Source organism: Rhodococcus sp. RCBS9, from assembly GCF_029457415.1.
GTDB lineage: Bacteria > Actinomycetota > Actinomycetes > Mycobacteriales > Mycobacteriaceae > Rhodococcus_F > Rhodococcus_F qingshengii.
In genome coordinates, this window is record NZ_CP120422.1 from 2385017 (window position 1) to 2400386 (window position 15370).

15 protein-coding genes are annotated in these 15370 nt (G+C 62.7%); 8 read left to right on the plus strand and 7 right to left on the minus strand.

Going from position 1 to position 15370, the window contains the following annotated elements:
- Nucleotides 1-201: 201 nt before the first annotated feature.
- A complete protein-coding gene (locus P0M12_RS11375; protein WP_042448217.1) occupies nt 202-621 on the minus strand; it encodes a DUF5318 family protein in 420 nt (139 codons plus the stop codon).
- Nucleotides 622-749: 128 nt separating this feature from the next.
- Between P0M12_RS11375 and P0M12_RS11380 the strand changes: the two genes are divergently transcribed.
- From P0M12_RS11380 to P0M12_RS11405, 6 genes are all read left to right on the plus strand, one after another.
- Nucleotides 750-1589 (plus strand): DUF1707 domain-containing protein, encoded by an 840-nt coding sequence (locus P0M12_RS11380; RefSeq protein ID WP_277377732.1) that lies wholly within the window; start codon nt 750-752, stop codon nt 1587-1589.
- A 9-nt stretch (nt 1590-1598) separates the two neighbouring features.
- Nucleotides 1599-2420 carry a DUF1707 domain-containing protein gene (locus P0M12_RS11385; protein WP_162114433.1) on the plus strand — a complete coding sequence of 274 codons (822 nt, stop codon included), beginning with the start codon at nt 1599-1601 and terminating at the stop codon, nt 2418-2420.
- 9 nt (nt 2421-2429) lie between these two features.
- A complete protein-coding gene (locus P0M12_RS11390) occupies nt 2430-3200 on the plus strand; it encodes a DUF1707 domain-containing protein (RefSeq protein WP_277377733.1) in 771 nt (256 codons plus the stop codon).
- A 116-nt stretch (nt 3201-3316) separates the two neighbouring features.
- Nucleotides 3317-3880 (plus strand): PadR family transcriptional regulator, encoded by a 564-nt coding sequence (locus tag P0M12_RS11395; protein WP_003946014.1) that lies wholly within the window; start codon nt 3317-3319, stop codon nt 3878-3880.
- The gene (locus P0M12_RS11400) at nt 3873-4976 is read left to right on the plus strand and encodes an inositol-3-phosphate synthase (protein WP_003945979.1); all 1104 of its coding nucleotides are present in this window, start codon (nt 3873-3875) and stop codon (nt 4974-4976) included. Before P0M12_RS11395 ends, P0M12_RS11400 begins: the two co-directional genes overlap by 8 nt.
- Nucleotides 4977-5122: 146 nt before the next feature.
- Entirely contained in the window at nt 5123-6178 is a 1056-nt protein-coding gene (locus P0M12_RS11405; protein WP_007735517.1) for a 2-oxoglutarate and iron-dependent oxygenase domain-containing protein, read from the plus strand.
- A 7-nt stretch (nt 6179-6185) separates the two neighbouring features.
- Here P0M12_RS11405 and P0M12_RS11410 read toward each other — a convergent pair whose 3' ends face one another.
- The gene (locus P0M12_RS11410) at nt 6186-8303 is read right to left on the minus strand and encodes an NAD(P)/FAD-dependent oxidoreductase (RefSeq protein ID WP_277377734.1); all 2118 of its coding nucleotides are present in this window, start codon (nt 8301-8303) and stop codon (nt 6186-6188) included.
- 59 nt (nt 8304-8362) lie between these two features.
- Nucleotides 8363-9748: a PLP-dependent aminotransferase family protein gene (locus P0M12_RS11415; protein WP_099698555.1), complete on the minus strand. Its 1386-nt coding sequence runs from the start codon at nt 9746-9748 to the stop codon at nt 8363-8365.
- A gap of 97 nt (nt 9749-9845) precedes the next feature.
- On the opposite strand from P0M12_RS11415, the gene P0M12_RS11420 reads away from it, so the two are divergent.
- Complete coding sequence (locus tag P0M12_RS11420) at nt 9846-10553, plus strand: pyridoxamine 5'-phosphate oxidase family protein (protein ID WP_209922871.1); 708 nt, start codon at nt 9846-9848, stop codon at nt 10551-10553.
- A 65-nt stretch (nt 10554-10618) separates the two neighbouring features.
- Here the strand turns inward: P0M12_RS11420 and P0M12_RS11425 are convergent, their stop codons facing one another.
- The 4 genes from P0M12_RS11425 to P0M12_RS11440 all read right to left on the minus strand — a co-directional run bounded on the left by P0M12_RS11425 (nt 10619) and on the right by P0M12_RS11440 (nt 14067).
- Nucleotides 10619-11857, minus strand: coding sequence for an HNH endonuclease signature motif containing protein (locus P0M12_RS11425; protein WP_277377735.1), 1239 nt, complete (start codon nt 11855-11857; stop codon nt 10619-10621).
- Nucleotides 11858-11916: 59 nt separating this feature from the next.
- On the minus strand, nt 11917-12732 hold the full coding sequence (locus P0M12_RS11430) for a slipin family protein (protein ID WP_003946040.1): 816 nt from the start codon (nt 12730-12732) through the stop codon (nt 11917-11919).
- On the minus strand, nt 12729-13199 hold the full coding sequence (locus P0M12_RS11435) for an NfeD family protein (RefSeq protein ID WP_007735511.1): 471 nt from the start codon (nt 13197-13199) through the stop codon (nt 12729-12731). Before P0M12_RS11435 ends, P0M12_RS11430 begins: the two co-directional genes overlap by 4 nt.
- 118 nt (nt 13200-13317) lie before the next feature.
- Complete coding sequence (locus P0M12_RS11440; RefSeq protein ID WP_030537941.1) at nt 13318-14067, minus strand: IclR family transcriptional regulator; 750 nt, start codon at nt 14065-14067, stop codon at nt 13318-13320.
- Nucleotides 14068-14314: 247 nt separating this feature from the next.
- On the opposite strand from P0M12_RS11440, the gene P0M12_RS11445 reads away from it, so the two are divergent.
- Nucleotides 14315-15367, plus strand: a complete 1053-nt coding sequence (locus P0M12_RS11445) for an NrtA/SsuA/CpmA family ABC transporter substrate-binding protein (protein ID WP_050656908.1) — start codon at nt 14315-14317, stop codon at nt 15365-15367.
- Nucleotides 15368-15370 lie beyond the last annotated feature (3 nt).

Here is a 15370-nt window from a genome sequence, read left to right on the forward strand (position 1 = left end):
CCCTGCGGTGGTGGGCCCATGGGACGTCCCTGCGGCGGACGACCCTGAGGAGGTCCGGCGGGACGGTTGGGACCGACGGGACGGCCACCCGGGTTGTTGCCGCCCGGGTTGTTGTTGCTGGGGGAACTCACGAATCAAATCTCCAGTGGTCACGGACCGATCACGTGCAGACTTCGATCGGGCCCTTCTTCGGGTGTGGCGTTACTCGCTGGCGGTGCGCCGGCTTGGTGGGCGTGCTCGCCGCGGTCGCGGCGGCGCAGGTACTGCGCCGAGCACATAGGACTGCACCAAGTGGTTCCAACTGCAGGTACGGCACACCTCTACAACGTGCACCGTGAACTCCTCTGCTGTTTCCGCAAGCCGAGCGAGCTCGTCCGAGGTTCGGGCTGATCCCGAAACCTGACCGAGCTTGTCGCCGAACACCCAGGACACGAGCGTCAACTGTTCCTTGCGGCAAATGGGGCAGACGACGTCGCTGCCCCGGCCGTGGAACTTCGCGGCTCTGAGTAGGTACGGATCGGCGTCACACACCTGCTTGACGTCGGTCCGACCCGCAGACACTTCGGCCAGCACAGACCGACGCGCGAGCGCGTAGTCCACAACTTGCCGCTGTATCCGCACCTGACCAGCGTACGTGCGTCCGTGCCGCGACGGACGGTTCGGGAGGGTCACGATGAACACATTTCGGGGGCTGGGGGCATGGCGACCAGCCATTACGATCACTTCCTGTGAAGTCTTCTCGTTCTCCGATGACGCGTGCTCGTGATCTTGATCGCGTCGAAACGTGCAATGTGTTGGACGCCGCGTACGCCGAAGGGCAGTTGAGCGCGGAGGACTACTTCGACCGGACCGAGAAGGCGAAGTCCGCGAAGACCCTGCTCGCACTCGCACGCCTGGTCAACGATCTGCAGGTGCCGAAGATCGAGACCAAAACGGCGCCTCGGACGTCGACGGCACGAAAGGCCGTGTTCGTCGGTGCTGCTGCTCTGATCGTCGTCGGCGCGATCGCCGCAGTGGCGTGGAGTCGGTCACCGTTGACGCCCTCGGAAGACATCACAGCCAGTTATGCCAGCACTACTTCCCTCGCTCCGCCGTTGCCGACCACCACCCCGGTGCCGGAGCCGACCGTCGAACCGATCCTGATCGCACACATCGACACGTTGACGCCGGAAGGAATCGGCGCATTCATCGAGAGGTATCGCGACGAGTACGGCGACATGTTCGTAGACGACGCCAGCTTCCACGGCGACTACTCCGCAGTGAGCCGGGCGGTCCCCGATGCTCCCGCTCTCACCGAGTCCATCAGTTTTCGCGACGGCTTCGAGAGGGAAGTGACGTCCACTCCGCGGCGAACTGGCCAGCCGACCTTCGACCTCGGTTCCATCCAGATCGACAAGCTCGCGCCGTACATGGTGAACATCGGCGACTATGTCAATGTTTCGGACGCCGCGATCACCCACTTGATCGTGGACGCGAACTACGGCGTCCCGGAGATCGCGATCTATGCAGAGAACGGACTCGGCCACCAAGGACGCATCGAGGTCACGCCGTGGGGCGAGATCTCTCGTTCCTACCCGTACGGGAGCTAGGGTGAGCCGGTGAGTGGGTCCCCGACTACTACCTCTACGCGCACCCGTGCGCGCGACGTCGACCGTTCCGATACCTGCGCCGTTCTCGATACGGCTCTGTCCGACGGACAGATCACGGTCGACGAGCATGCGAACCGAACGGCTGCGGCCATGACCGCGACCACCCTCGGCCAGCTCGATCTGCTGGTCCGCGATCTGCAGAAAGCAACGCTGCGCAACGCCGTCGCCAAAGTTCGTCGTATCGACAAGATCTGGTACCTCGCAGCCGCATCGACTATCTTCGCCGGCCTGATCGGGTACCTCACCTTGTCCGCCGACGATTCACCCCCACCGCCTCCACCGGCTGCAGCCGAACCGGTCGGACCGCTTGCCCCCATTGTGAGTTCGACGCTGAACACGGTCACCGCTAGCGGGATCGGGGAATTCATCACCAGATACAGCGCCAAGTACGGCACGACGATAATCGATTCCGCCAACTTCTACGACGGCTATGCAAGCGTCACTCGCGCCGCCGCTGTCTCGCCGAACCTGGAGGAAGACATCGACTTTCGAGGCGGTTTCACACCACGCGACAGCACGTCGACTCGAGCAGCCAGCACCGTCACCTTCGACCTCGCTGCCGTCGACATCGACAAACTCGCCGGATATCTGGCAGGAGTGTCCGCAAATCTCAACGTCCCCGACGCCGAGATCACACACATCAGCATGAGTTCGTCGAGCGACGATCCACGCGTCTCCATCTACGCCAGCAACAACCTCGGCGCGAGCGGGTGGATGGATCTGACGCCTGACGGACGCCCGATCCGCTTGTCTCCCTTCACTCCTCGATAGGCCCCGGATATGCCGAACGATCTGACCAGGACCACCCGCGCTCGCAATGCCGATCGCGAGGCTACCTGCGCAGTGCTGGACTCCGCCTTCGCCGACGGACAACTCACGGCGACCGAGCACGACGAATTGACCGAACTCGCCGCGGTGGCAGTCACTCTCGGCGATCTCGAAGATTTGACGTTCGATCTGCAGACCGAGGCGTCCCTACCCATTCTTCGGAAAGAACCTTCGCTCGACACGCGTTGGATCGCCGTTGTGATCATCGCGCTGTCACTGCTCTCGGCTGTCGGTTTCGGAATCAAATACGCCGCGTCCGACGTCACGATCTTCTCGAGCCCCGAGCCACAGTTACACACCGTCGACGGCCTGGGGGCGATGTTCCATGCCATCGAAACGGAGTACGGCAGCGGACTGGTCGACGAGATGACCATCTATCCCACTTATGCACGCGTAACGCGCGCCGATCCTGCCGCGCCGCGCAAGAGCCTGGACAGCTACTACCGAGGCGACCTCGAGGACACGACTTCAGGAGGATCACGCGAACCCGACGTGACACAGATCGACGTCAGACAGCTCGATCCTCGCATCGTGATCGCCCTGCTCGACGGCGCCGGAACAACGACGTCGGTGCAAAATCCGACCACTCGGTACGTCTCTGTCGATAGCACCGAAAATGTTCCGACCATCCAGATTCACGTCGGCAACGACCTCGACGAGAGCGGGTACCTGACCGCTGCCCTCGATGGCGAAATCATGTCGATCTACCCGTTCACCCCCTGATCTAGCCGTGACACCCTGGTACACGTATCGGTCCGCAGTGTGGTTTTATATATCGGCGCGATATAGTTGGTTATCGCATCAAGCGGTTAGGTTCAACGACTCGGGAGGTTTGTCAGTTGCTCGAACTCGCAATCCTCGGGCTGCTCCTCGAGTCACCGATGCACGGATACGAGCTGCGTAAGCGGCTCACTGGTCTGCTCGGCGCATTCCGCGCGTTCTCGTACGGATCGCTGTACCCGGCACTGCGGCGCATGCAAGCCGACGGATTGATCTCGGAAGACGTCGACACTGCCACCGGCACGCTCAAGCGTCGGGCGCGTCGCGTCTACCAGCTCACTCCGGAAGGTCGGCAACGGTTCACCGAACTGGTCGCCGACACCGGGCCGCAGAACTACACCGACGACGGTTTCGGCGTTCACCTCGCCTTCTTCAGCCGCACCCCCGCAGAAGCGCGGATGCGGATCCTCGAAGGCAGGCGACGCCAGGTCGAGGAGCGCCGTGAGGGGCTCCGCGAGGCCGTCGGTCGGGCCAGCGGATCGCTGGACCGCTATACCCGTCAGCTCCATCAGCTCGGACTCGAATCGAGTGAACGCGAAGTGCGTTGGCTCAACGAATTGATCGCAGCCGAGCAATCGACAACAGGAACATCCCGGAAAGAAGGAGAACCCGACCATGGGTGAGAACAGCACCGCGGTGCGCGTAGCCATTGTGGGCGTGGGTAACTGCGCCTCGTCCCTGGTTCAGGGCGTCCACTACTACAAGGATGCCGACGAGACCCAGACGGTCCCCGGCCTCATGCACGTCAAGTTCGGTAAGTACCACGTCCGCGACGTGCAGTTCGTCGCTGCGTTCGACGTCGACGCCAAGAAGGTCGGCTTCGACCTCTCCGAGGCGATCCTCGCGAGCGAGAACAACACCATCAAGATCGCCGACGTCCCGCCCCTGGACGTTCCCGTTCAGCGTGGCCCGACCCTCGACGGCATCGGCAAGTACTACGCCGAGACCATCGAGCTGTCCGACGCCGAGCCCGTCGACGTCGTCAAGGCACTCAAGGACGCTCAGGTCGACGTCCTCGTCTCCTACCTGCCCGTCGGTTCCGACGACGCTGACAAGTTCTACGCACAGTGCGCGATCGACGCAGGCGTTGCATTCGTCAACGCCCTGCCCGTCTTCATCGCTTCCGACCCGGAGTGGGCTGCCAAGTTCAAGGACGCCGGCGTCCCGATCGTCGGCGACGACATCAAGAGCCAGGTCGGCGCCACCATCACCCACCGCGTGATGGCGAAGCTGTTCGAAGACCGCGGCGTCGTGCTGGACCGCACCTACCAGCTCAACGTCGGTGGAAACATGGACTTCAAGAACATGCTCGAGCGTGATCGCCTGGAGTCCAAGAAGGTTTCCAAGACCCAGGCCGTGACGTCCAACCTGACCGGCGCACTTGCCGGCAAGGTTCACGACCGCAACGTCCACATCGGTCCCTCGGACTACGTGGAGTGGCTCGACGACCGCAAGTGGGCATACGTCCGCCTCGAAGGCCGCGCCTTCGGTGACGCTCCCCTGAACCTGGAGTACAAGCTCGAGGTCTGGGATTCGCCCAACTCTGCCGGCATCATCATCGACGCCGTCCGCGCAGCCAAGATCGCCAAGGACCGCGGCATCGGTGGACCGGTTTACCCGGCTTCCGCTTACCTGATGAAGTCCCCGCCGGTCCAGATGGCCGACGACAAGGCTCGCATCGAGCTCGAAGCGTTCATCATCGGCGCTGACGAAGCTTAATTCGACTCACACTGATTCGGGGTCTTGCGCCAATGGCGCAAGGCCCCGATTCTGTTATCCGCAGGGTGTTTCCGCATCCGCGCGGGTAATCACGCCTGCGGCTGCCGAATTGCCGTGCGGGTCCGGGTGCCGCTCAGCGTGGAATGATGGACATCAGAACCATCACACGGATCGAGGACCCCATGTCGATTACGTCGCTGCCAGTGCTCGATCTATCGCTTGCGCAGAACCCCGACACCGCCGAGCAGTTCCGCACTCAGCTCCGCGAGGCCACCCACGAGGTCGGATTCTTCTACCTGGTCGGCCACGGAATTCCCGACGAACTGCAGCGCCGCCTCCTCGCCGTCGCCCGCGAGTTCTTCGCGCTGCCGACTGCCGAGAAGCTCGCGATCGAGAACGTCCGCAGCCCGCACTTCCGTGGGTACACCCGGCTCGGCGGCGAACTGACCGAAGGCAAGCAGGACTGGCGCGAGCAGATCGACATCGGCGCCGAACAGCCCGCGGCCGAGCGCACCGACACCTCACCGGCCTGGGAGATTCTGCAGGGCCCCAACCAGTGGCCAGACGCCCTTCCCGAACTTCGCGACGTCATCACCGAGTGGAACGACACACTCACCTCGATCGCATTGAGCCTCTTACGCGAATGGGCGGTAGCCCTGGGCCAGGATGCGAACATCTTCGACGACGCGTTCGCTCACGATCCGTCGATCCTCATCAAGGTGGTGCGTTACCCGGGCCGCCCGAAAGGTGCCGGCTCCCAGGGCGTCGGCGGACACAAGGACGCGGGTGTGCTGACTCTGCTCTATGTCGAACCGGGCAAAGGCGGTCTGCAGGTCGAGCACGACGGCGACTGGATCGACGCGCCGCCGATCGACGGGGCGCTGGTGGTCAACATCGGCGAACTGCTCGAGGTCGCTACCGGCGGCTACTTGAAAGCGACTGTGCACCGGGTAGTTTCACCCGAGGGTGACGGTGAACGTATCTCGGTGCCGTTCTTCTTCAACCCGAACTACGCAGCACAGATCCCGGAGTTCGACCTACCGCCCGAGCTCGCGGCGCGCGCCACCGGCGTCACCGTGGACGCGAACAACCCGATCCACGATTCCTACGGGGCGAACGCCCTCAAGAGTCGACTACGTGCGCACCCCGATGTCGCGGCCCGATGGTGGCCGGACATCGTTGCGGCACAAAGCGCTACCTGATGCTGAACTACAGATCCATCGCGACTTTCCACGCCGTGTGCATCGCGCCCTCGATGTAGTCGACGTTCACCGCGTCACCGACCACGTGCACGTCGGAGACGACGCCGATCAGAGAATCGGCCAGTGGCGCCTGCGCCGACACTCCCGAGGCGACGACAACCATGTCGGCCGGAGCGGTCCGTGTCTTGTCACCGGAACGGAATTCGACGTGCTCCTTGGTGATGCGCTGCACCGTTGAATTGCGGTGAATGTCCACACCGACATGCTTGGCGTGGCGCACAGCCGTCCAGCGGCGCGGCATCGCCATCGGAATGCCCAACTGCTGGCCTTCTTCGATCAGCGTCACATTGCGACCTCGCTCGGCCAGGAACTCTGCAAGCTCGAGTCCGACAAGCGAACCACCGATCACGACAACGTCCTTACCCATGGGCAGGAACTTGCGGGTCACAGCTCGGATCGCCGCGGGGCTCTTGGTGATACCGGACAGCTTGCCCAACTTGGCCATCGTCCGCAGGAACGGCGGTACCTGTGAGACGTCTCCCGCTCCGGTCATCAACGCGCGCAACGAATCACCGGTGTGCACGTGCGGCAAGTCGCCGCCCGGAACGCTAGGCCGCTCACGAACCGCACCGGTGGCCACGACTACGGCGTCGGGGTTCAGTGCCCGGATCGAGGCAACCGAGGCTTCGGTCTTCAGTCGAACATCGACACCGAGACGCTCGATTTCCACTTTCAACCAGCTGAGCAGACGCCCGTTGTCCGGGGTAGTGAGGCTCGAGAACCACAGGGTGCCACCGAGGCGATCGGACTTGTCCAACATCGTGACTCGGTGCCCACGTTCAGCGGCCACGCGGGCCGTCTCGAGACCACCGGGGCCCGCTCCGACCACAACAATGCGTTTCGGAGTGCTGGTCCGGACGAAGGGGAGAAGCGCTTCGTTGCCGAGCGCGGGATTGACAGCGCATAGCGGCGTCTCGTCCCAGAAGTTCTCCTGCACGCAGACGTAGCAATTGATGCAAGGCCGAACCCGCTCGGGTGCACCGTCTTTGAGTTTGTTCACCAACTGTGGATCGGCCAGGAGCTGGCGGCCCATTGCGGCGAAATCCGTGCGACCTTCCGCGATCATCTTCTCGCCGACCTCGGGGAGCATACGTCCGACCGTGATCACGGGGATCGATATCGCCTGCTTGATTCGCGTTGCGTTGTCGGTGTAGTAGCCGACCTTGTCGGGCAGGGGTCCGTCGGTGAAGTTGGCAAAAGCATTCAGCGCGGTACCGGTGACGTGAATGGCGTCAGCGCCGGCCTCTTCGAACATCTTGGCAGCCGCAGCAGCCTCGTCGACGGTCAGCCCGTCGGTTTCGCCGTACTCTTGACCGGCCAGACGCACGATGACGGCAAGCGCACCGCCGACCTCCTCCTTGACCGCCCGAATAACCTCACAAGCCAGGCGTGCACGGTTCTCCACGGAACCTCCGTACTCGTCGCTGCGCTGATTCGTGTACCGACTCAGGAACGCTCCGAGAACGTAGTTGTGGGCACAGTGAATCTCGACGGCGTCGCCGCCCGCCGCTTTCACCCGTCCGGCAGCCTCGGCGAACATGCGAACCAGCCAATCAAGATCTTCCTTGGTGGCCTCGTGGTACGTAGCCCTCTTGCCCTCGTTGATGGCAGCCATCTTGCCCAGTTCTTCTGGCGTGCAATCGGCCATCGCGCTCATGTCACCCGGCGGCTTCGGCGTGGACGGGACCAACTGCGGTCGGCCGTCGAGGGTATCGATGCGCGCCACCTTGCCGTGGTGTGTCATCTGCACACAGAGCTTGCTGCCTGCGTCGTGGACTGCGTCGGCCAACGCCTTGAGACCGGGGATGAACCGGTCTTCCGAAAGCCCCGGTTCCTTGCGGCTGGTGCAGCCCAGCGGATACGCAACAGCGCAGCAACCGGTGATGATCAGACCCGTTCCACCAGCTGCACGCGCCACGAAGTGGTCGATGTCGCCCTTTTCGATTTCCCCGTCTTCACACAGGTTCATGTCCATCGCAGGGAGAACCACGCGATTGGGCACGGTCATCGGGCCGATGGTGCCTGGTGCGAGCAGGTGCGGAAAGGTCTGGCTTCGGATCGTCACGAGCAGACGCTAGAACTGGACCACGCCCATCCGTTGCCGCACTCCCGATCAACGAGACTTCACGCGCTGTGACGTGCGAGGCACTCGGCTATCACCTCGAGCGCATATTCGAGGTCCGCGGATTCCACCCGTCCGTAGCCGATGACCAATCCGCCGGGGTCTCCGTGCGTTCGGGTGGACTCGACCAGGGTGGGCACTTCGACGCCGTGCAGGAGCGCCTCGCGAGCGACGGTCGCTGCCAGATCCGCGTCGAGCATGAGCGTCGTGTGCATGCCGGCGCCGAGACCCCGCAGTTCACCGAACGATGACAGCGCTTCCTCGACCGCCCGATCACGCTCCCGGTACCTGCGCCGGGCGGTACGCACCGCTCGATCCCATTCGCCGTCACGGAGCAGGGACAGGAGTGCTTGCTGCAGCGGAACCGACGGGAAGTCGCCGATTCGCTTGCGGTGTACTGCTATGCGGTCGACCAGGTCGAGGGGAGCCACCAACCAGCCCAATCGAATTCCGGCGCCGAGCGTCTTGGCAACTGTTCCGAGATACACCACCCGATCAGGAGCCAACTGGGCAAGCGCAGGCAAAGGTGCTACGTCGTAACGGAATTCGGAGTCGTAGTCGTCCTCGAACAGGACGACGTCGCGGACGCGGGCGAACTCGATCAACTGGTTGCGCCGACCTACCGGAAGCAGCCCACCCGTCGGATACTGATGGGACGGTGTCACATACACGCCACGGACGCTCTCCGACGCAGTTTCGAGTTGGTCGACACAGAGACCATGAGCGTCGACGGGCACGTCGAGCAGCGACCATCCACAGGCTGTAGCGGCCGAGGACGCATACCGGTATCCGGGATCTTCCATCGCCAGAACAGCACCACGGGTACGCAGAGCCGACAGGGCGAGGCCGAGACCATGCGTGGCACCTGAGGTGATCAGGATTCTCTCGGGTTCAACCGACATTCCGCGGGCTCTTGCCAGTAATTCCGATAGTGCCGAACGCAATTCGTAGTCACCCGCAGGATCGGGATCCTCGAAAGGTGGCGGTTTGGACCCGACGTCACGCCACGCCCGCCGCCACGCTGCCGATGCACGCGGTGGCGTCCACGGCACGCCCGGCCGGAGCTGCACCCTGGGTGACATCTTGTCGGCGGCCTTCTTCGGTGTAGTCGTGGGAGTGACCATGGGGGAGGGCGCCTCGGCAACGAAGGTGCCTGAGCCGTGCACAGCGACAAGCCAACCCTCGGCGATCAACTGCTCATACGCCCGTTCCACGACGCCCCGCGCCACCTCGAGCTCCGCCGCCAGCTTCCGGGAACTGGGTAACCTCAGACCCACTGCCGCCTTACCACTGCGGATATCAGCTCTGAGGTGGTCGGCAATCTGGACCGGGAGCGCCCGCCGATCTGTCCGGTCGAGGACGACGGCTACCGCCGAAGGCAGAAACATTCAGAACCCTCCCGGAAGTGGCAAATCGAAGTGGCCTATCGAAGTCTCCACTGATTGGACCATGACTTGAAGCCACTTTGCCACCAGCATTGTCTGCATGACAGATTCCGTTGTCTTTGCTGCCCCTGCTCCTGCCCCCACTGCACCTATTCCGCTGTCCCCGACAGCACGTACGACGCACAAGCGCGCCCGCCACCACGGCGTCGCAGAACGCGCGGCACTCGTCGACGTCTTGCAGTCCGCGAAGCTGTGCCACATGGGCGTGAACGTCGGCGGAGTTCCCATGGTGTTTCCCACCGCCTACGGGTTCGACCTCGACGGCCCCGACCGCGGCGGATCTATTTATGTTCACGGTTCAGTCGCTTCACGGAGCTTGGCTCCCGACAGCGAAATCTGCATCACCATCACGATCCTCGACGGGCTCGTGTTGGCTCGGTCGGGCTTCCACCACTCGATGAACTACCGCAGCGGCGTCATCGTCGGATCACCTCGAGTCGTGACCGACGGCGACGAGCGCGTGAAGGCTTTGAATCTGATCGTCGACCAGGTGGTTCCCGGACGTTCCCAACACTTGCGGGAACACACGCGCAAGGAAATGGCGGCAACCATCGTTCTTGCGCTGCCGTTGTACGAGGCTTCCGTCAAGGCTCGCACCGGCGGCCCCGGTGACGATGCCGCCGACATCGGTGTCGAAACCGTTTGGGCTGGAGTAGTTCCCGCAGCTACGCACTTCGGTGAACCGGTCCCGTCCGAGGATCTCGACTCCGGTGTCGCGCTTCCGGACCATATCTCGACAATGCTCTGACCGCACACGCCGTACACACCGGGGCATGGCTAAGCCCCGGTGTGTACGTATTCAGTTGCGCCCGTTCAGGCTGCTGTAGGTGGGCTGTTCCCGCCGATCGGCTGTTGATCCGGATCGATCGACATCGGCGGATAGAACACCGATTTGCGATCCGGACCGATCTCCACCCGCCATTCGGTGTGGTGCCGTGTCCGATGATGATGACCACACAACAAGATCAGATTATCGAGATCCGTTGGGCCGCCATCGTTCCAGTGAACAATATGATGGGCATCGCACCACCCCGACGGTGTCCCGCACCCCGGAAACGCACACCCACCATCCCGAACCGCAAGAGCCCGCCGCTGCGGCACCGTCGCCGTTCTCGCTTCCTTACCGCAGTCGAGCGGAACACCATTCTCATCCAACAAAATTCGCGTCACGGTGCAGTCGCACGCCAACATCCGGGCGGTATCGATACTGATCGGGCCCACCCAATCCGTCCACGCGAACCCCAACTCCTCCGTGGACGGCAGGAGGTCTTTCAACGCCTTGAGGTCGGTCATGTCTTTTGCCGACGCGGTCACCGTGATGTGCGGTTTCACCCCGCCCTCGATCGGACCCAACCCCGCCCGCTCGTACCGCCGCAACAACTCGCAGAACCCGTCCGCCCGCCGCAGCGCCGGCGTACGCGTGTCCTTGACACCGTCCTTCTCCGGCGTCGGCGCCGACAGACTCGACAACAACGTGATCAGACGCGCCCCGTTCACAGCATCCAAGTCACCCTTCACCGACACCCGCCCGTACAAACCTTTCGAGGCGTAGAACTCGTTACGCTCCGAATCCTCGCCGACCGGAACACCGTCCTCACGCTTGCCGTACTGCTTCTCGATCCGCCGGATCGCCGCCCGCACCGCATCACAATCGGCGATGTTCTTCGACGCCAACCCGAGCAAGATCCCGCGAGCCTTGTCCACGTCCGCCGGCGTCATGTTCTTCGGCGGATGCTGACAAAACGACGCAACCTGCCGCGCCTTCAACGCATCCACATCACCACGGTGAAACGCATCCGCGACAACAGGTTCGAGCATCAACAACCGCGCCAACCCGACCAGCAGACTGCACTCACCGATCTCCAAATTCGTCGAACCATGCAACCACTGCGCGATCGCCCGAAAACCCTTCCCGCCGAGAACCTCACGGGAAAACACCTCCACGATCAGCAACACCAACCGCGACTGCAACTCGTGCCGGACACGCACCAGATCCAGAACCTCCCCCTTGAGGCCCTCGCCATCCAGCTGCCACGCATCCCGACTGTCCATGCCGAAAGTCTAATCGAACATAGTTTCGAATACAAGGAACGGATAACCGAAACTAGATGCTAATCAACAACTTTCGCATTCCAGGCGAAACGGGCAGGTTCTTGGGTCGCGGGAGTTGCCGCAACTCCGCCACCGATAAAGGGCCGGACAAGATCCAGCGGCAAGGGGAAGACAACGGTGGAGTTGTTCTCGCTACCGATCTCGTGAAGTGTCTGCAGATATCGCAACTGCAGGGTGGTCGGATTGCGGCTGATCACCTCGGCCGCCTCGGCGAGCTTGGCCGAAGCCTGAAACTCGGCGTCGGCGTTGATGATCTTGGCTCGCCGCTCTCTTTCGGCCTCTGCTTGCCTGGCGATGGCGCGCTGCATGTTGGCCGGAATCTCGACGTCCTTGATCTCGACGGTCGTGACCTTGACTCCCCACGGCTCGGTCTGCTGATCGATTACCTTCTGCAAGTCCTCGTTGAGCCGTTCACGTTCGGAGAGGAGCGAGTCCAACTCAGCTTTACCGAGAATGGAGCGCAGTGTGGTCTGGGCGATCTGTGAGGTGGCGGCCAGAAAATCCTCGACCTCGACTATCGAACGGTCAGCGTCGACGACCCGAAAGTACGTGACGGCGGTGACCTTCACGGGGACGTTGTCGCGAGTGATCACTTCTTGGACCGGTATCTTCAGCGTGACGGTTCGCAGACTGACCCGCTCCATGCGATCGATCGCCGGCACCAGAATCACCAGACCAGGACCCTTCAAGGTGATCAGTCGACCGAGGCGGAACACCACCGCGCGCTCGTACTCGCGCAGAACTCTCACCGACATGCCCACAAGGACTGCAATCAGCACGACAAACACGGACAACACGACAAGCACGGTGGTCATAGCGGCAGCTCCCACGGTTCACGACGGCGCACTTTCAGAGTCAGGCCTCGAACCTGCTCTACGACGACGGATTCGCCCACGGCAGGCACAGAATCGTCGTACCCGAATTCCATTCGAGCACGCCATAATCCGCCGTCGAGCTCGACCTGACCCTGCGCACCGGTCCAACTGCGAACGGTCGCGTCCGAGCCGACAAGAGATTCCGTCCCCGTACGCACGGGAGCGCGGCGCGCGGTAAGCGCTTTTCGACTCGCTACCGCCACCACGCCCAGGCCGACTACCGCGACCCCCGCCGTCACCGGGATCGCGATCAATTGGCCGATACCGTCGGATGTGAAGAGCATCCAGACGCCGGCACCGATCATGAGTGCTCCAAGCGCACCGAGCACCCCCGCGGTTGGGGCATGCGCCTCGACCACAATCAACAGGACGCCCAGCAACAGGGCAACGACACCGATCGTCGTCATCACTCGTCTCCACGCTCGCGAGGACGCGGTCACGTCGCGTAGCCATTGTGCGATCGCGCCCTCGACTTCAACGGTAATCACGTTCGGCCGGATCTGCCACAAGCGCTTTCACATCACGTCAGAGAAGGACCTCACCGATCTGTCGTGCAGTCACCTTGGCAAGGTCGGCGAGAAACGGAATCCGTTCGTCGATCATCAGCTCGACCGGACCACGAAGCCCGAGAGCGTAACGCACAGTGCCGGATCCATCGATGATCGGAATTCCGATCGTTCGGAAATCCGGGGTCAACTCCTCGTCGTTGAATCCGTATCCTCGCTCACGAGTCAGTTCCAGTTCCCGGCGGATACCGGCGACATCGGTGATCGCACGCTGAGTGGTCGCTTCACGTGGCAGCGCAGCCAGCTCGGAATCGTCGACATCGGACCAAGCCAGAAAGGCTTTCCCCAGTGCGCTCGCATGCAAGGGAAGGCGGACACCCTGCAGCACGTGCCCGTCGGCCTCGCGCCACCGACTGAATCCGAGCAACACCACCTCACTTCCGCTTCGCACTGCCAGGGAAGCGGATGCTCCTGTCGTCGCGGCCAATTGCTCCAAATAGGGCTCGGACAGATAGATCCGATGCTGCCGGTAGGAGACCTGTCCGTAAGCCGCCAGCGCCGCGCCGATGCGATACCGACTGGTTGCGTCGTCCTTCTCGAGAAATCCCGCGTCGACGAGCGACTGCAGCAATCGATGCGTGGTGCTGACCGCAAGCTCTTGTCGCCGCGCAACTTCCGAGACTCCCAGTTCTTCGCCACTGCGAAAACATGTGAGCATGGTCAGGGCACGGGTTACCGTCTGAACTCCCGCGCCGCGTGCGTCCGTCACGAACGATCCTTTCGCTGTGGCCTGATCGACCTGAGAATCGGACGCTAACACGGACCCAGCAGTCCGGCCATCCTTTCCATCAGATGGAAAGGAACCGAACGTGGACCTACAAAAGCCCAGATGAACAGACTTCCGATGTTGTCAAGATTTCCAATCTCCAGAAAACAAACGGGGGTAAAACGGACAGGCACCCAATAGCGTCATCGTCGTCAGTTCTGACGATTCAACGCCTGAAGGAGCCACATACATGTCCCGCTTCCGCCGACTGCCACGAGCTGCCGCTGCGCTCGCCATGATCCCGCTGGCCGGGTTGGCGGTGGCGTGTGGGTCTTCCGATTCCGACAGCGCCGCAGGCAATTCCAGCGCAGACTTCACGCTCAAGGTCTTCGATCCCGGAAACTCCGGTGCCATCGCCGTCGGCAAGCGTGACGGAACCTACGACGAGGCTCTGGCACCGCTGGGCGCAAAGATCGAATGGGTCAAGACCACACCGGGATTCAGCTCCAACCTCAAACTCTTCAACAGCGGTGAACTCGACATCCAAACCGGCGCATACAGTCCCGTCGTCGGCGCACTGTCCAAGGACGTGGGTGTCCGCATCTTCGCCACCTCCGACCCGTACAACAAGGACCAGGCCGGCATCATCGCCACTCCGGAGTCCGGCATCAAGACCGTCGCAGATCTGGCCGGCAAGCGCATCGCCGTCAACCCTGCAGGCAAGGGCGAGTACATCACGCTCAAGGCTCTGACGCAGGCCGGAGTGCCGATCGATTCCGTCGAACGTGTTCCGCTGCAACAGGCTGACGCGGCGTCGGCATTCTCCACCGGGCAGGTCGACGCCTGGGCATCGTTCCTGATTCCGTATCAGGAGGCCAAGGCCAAGGGCGCGGTCGAGATCGCAACCGAGGCGAGCATCGACTCCGTGGACAGCACCATCATTGCCGGCCGCACCGTTGTACTCGAAGAGCACCCCGAAGTGGTCCAGAAGTTCCTCGAGGTCACCCAGGAACTCACCGCGAAGCAGCAGGCCGACCCGGCAGCATTCGAGAACGTCTTCGAACAGACCGGTCCGCGCGCACTCTCCGGACAGCGACTCGACGACGCGATCACCCTGGGCGGCCAGATCACCAACTTCCGCTACCCGACTGCAGCCGACGCTACCGACCTCGAATCGATCTCCACGTTGTTCGCCGACAACAAGGTGATCCAGCAGCCGATCAAGGGCAGTGACGTGATCTTCGACCTCCAGGGTGCTGTGGCAGGTTCGGCAGCGGCAGCGCCCACCACCGAGGGGAAGTGACCC

What these genes read in the sequence shown, in the direction of transcription:
- P0M12_RS11380 (WP_277377732.1), top strand. Translation starts at nt 750, where the DNA reads ATGACGCGTGCTCGTGATCTTGATCGCGTCGAAACGTGCAATGTGTTG.
- P0M12_RS11390 (WP_277377733.1), top strand. Translation starts at nt 2,430, where the DNA reads ATGCCGAACGATCTGACCAGGACCACCCGCGCTCGCAATGCCGATCGC.
- P0M12_RS11400 (WP_003945979.1), top strand. Translation starts at nt 3,873, where the DNA reads ATGGGTGAGAACAGCACCGCGGTGCGCGTAGCCATTGTGGGCGTGGGT.
- P0M12_RS11405 (WP_007735517.1), top strand. Translation starts at nt 5,123, where the DNA reads ATGGACATCAGAACCATCACACGGATCGAGGACCCCATGTCGATTACG.
- P0M12_RS11415 (WP_099698555.1), bottom strand. Translation starts at nt 9,748, where the DNA reads ATGTTTCTGCCTTCGGCGGTAGCCGTCGTCCTCGACCGGACAGATCGG.
- P0M12_RS11420 (WP_209922871.1), top strand. Translation starts at nt 9,846, where the DNA reads ATGACAGATTCCGTTGTCTTTGCTGCCCCTGCTCCTGCCCCCACTGCA.
- P0M12_RS11425 (WP_277377735.1), bottom strand. Translation starts at nt 11,857, where the DNA reads ATGGACAGTCGGGATGCGTGGCAGCTGGATGGCGAGGGCCTCAAGGGG.
- P0M12_RS11430 (WP_003946040.1), bottom strand. Translation starts at nt 12,732, where the DNA reads ATGACCACCGTGCTTGTCGTGTTGTCCGTGTTTGTCGTGCTGATTGCA.
- P0M12_RS11435 (WP_007735511.1), bottom strand. Translation starts at nt 13,199, where the DNA reads ATGACGACGATCGGTGTCGTTGCCCTGTTGCTGGGCGTCCTGTTGATT.
- P0M12_RS11445 (WP_050656908.1), top strand. Translation starts at nt 14,315, where the DNA reads ATGTCCCGCTTCCGCCGACTGCCACGAGCTGCCGCTGCGCTCGCCATG.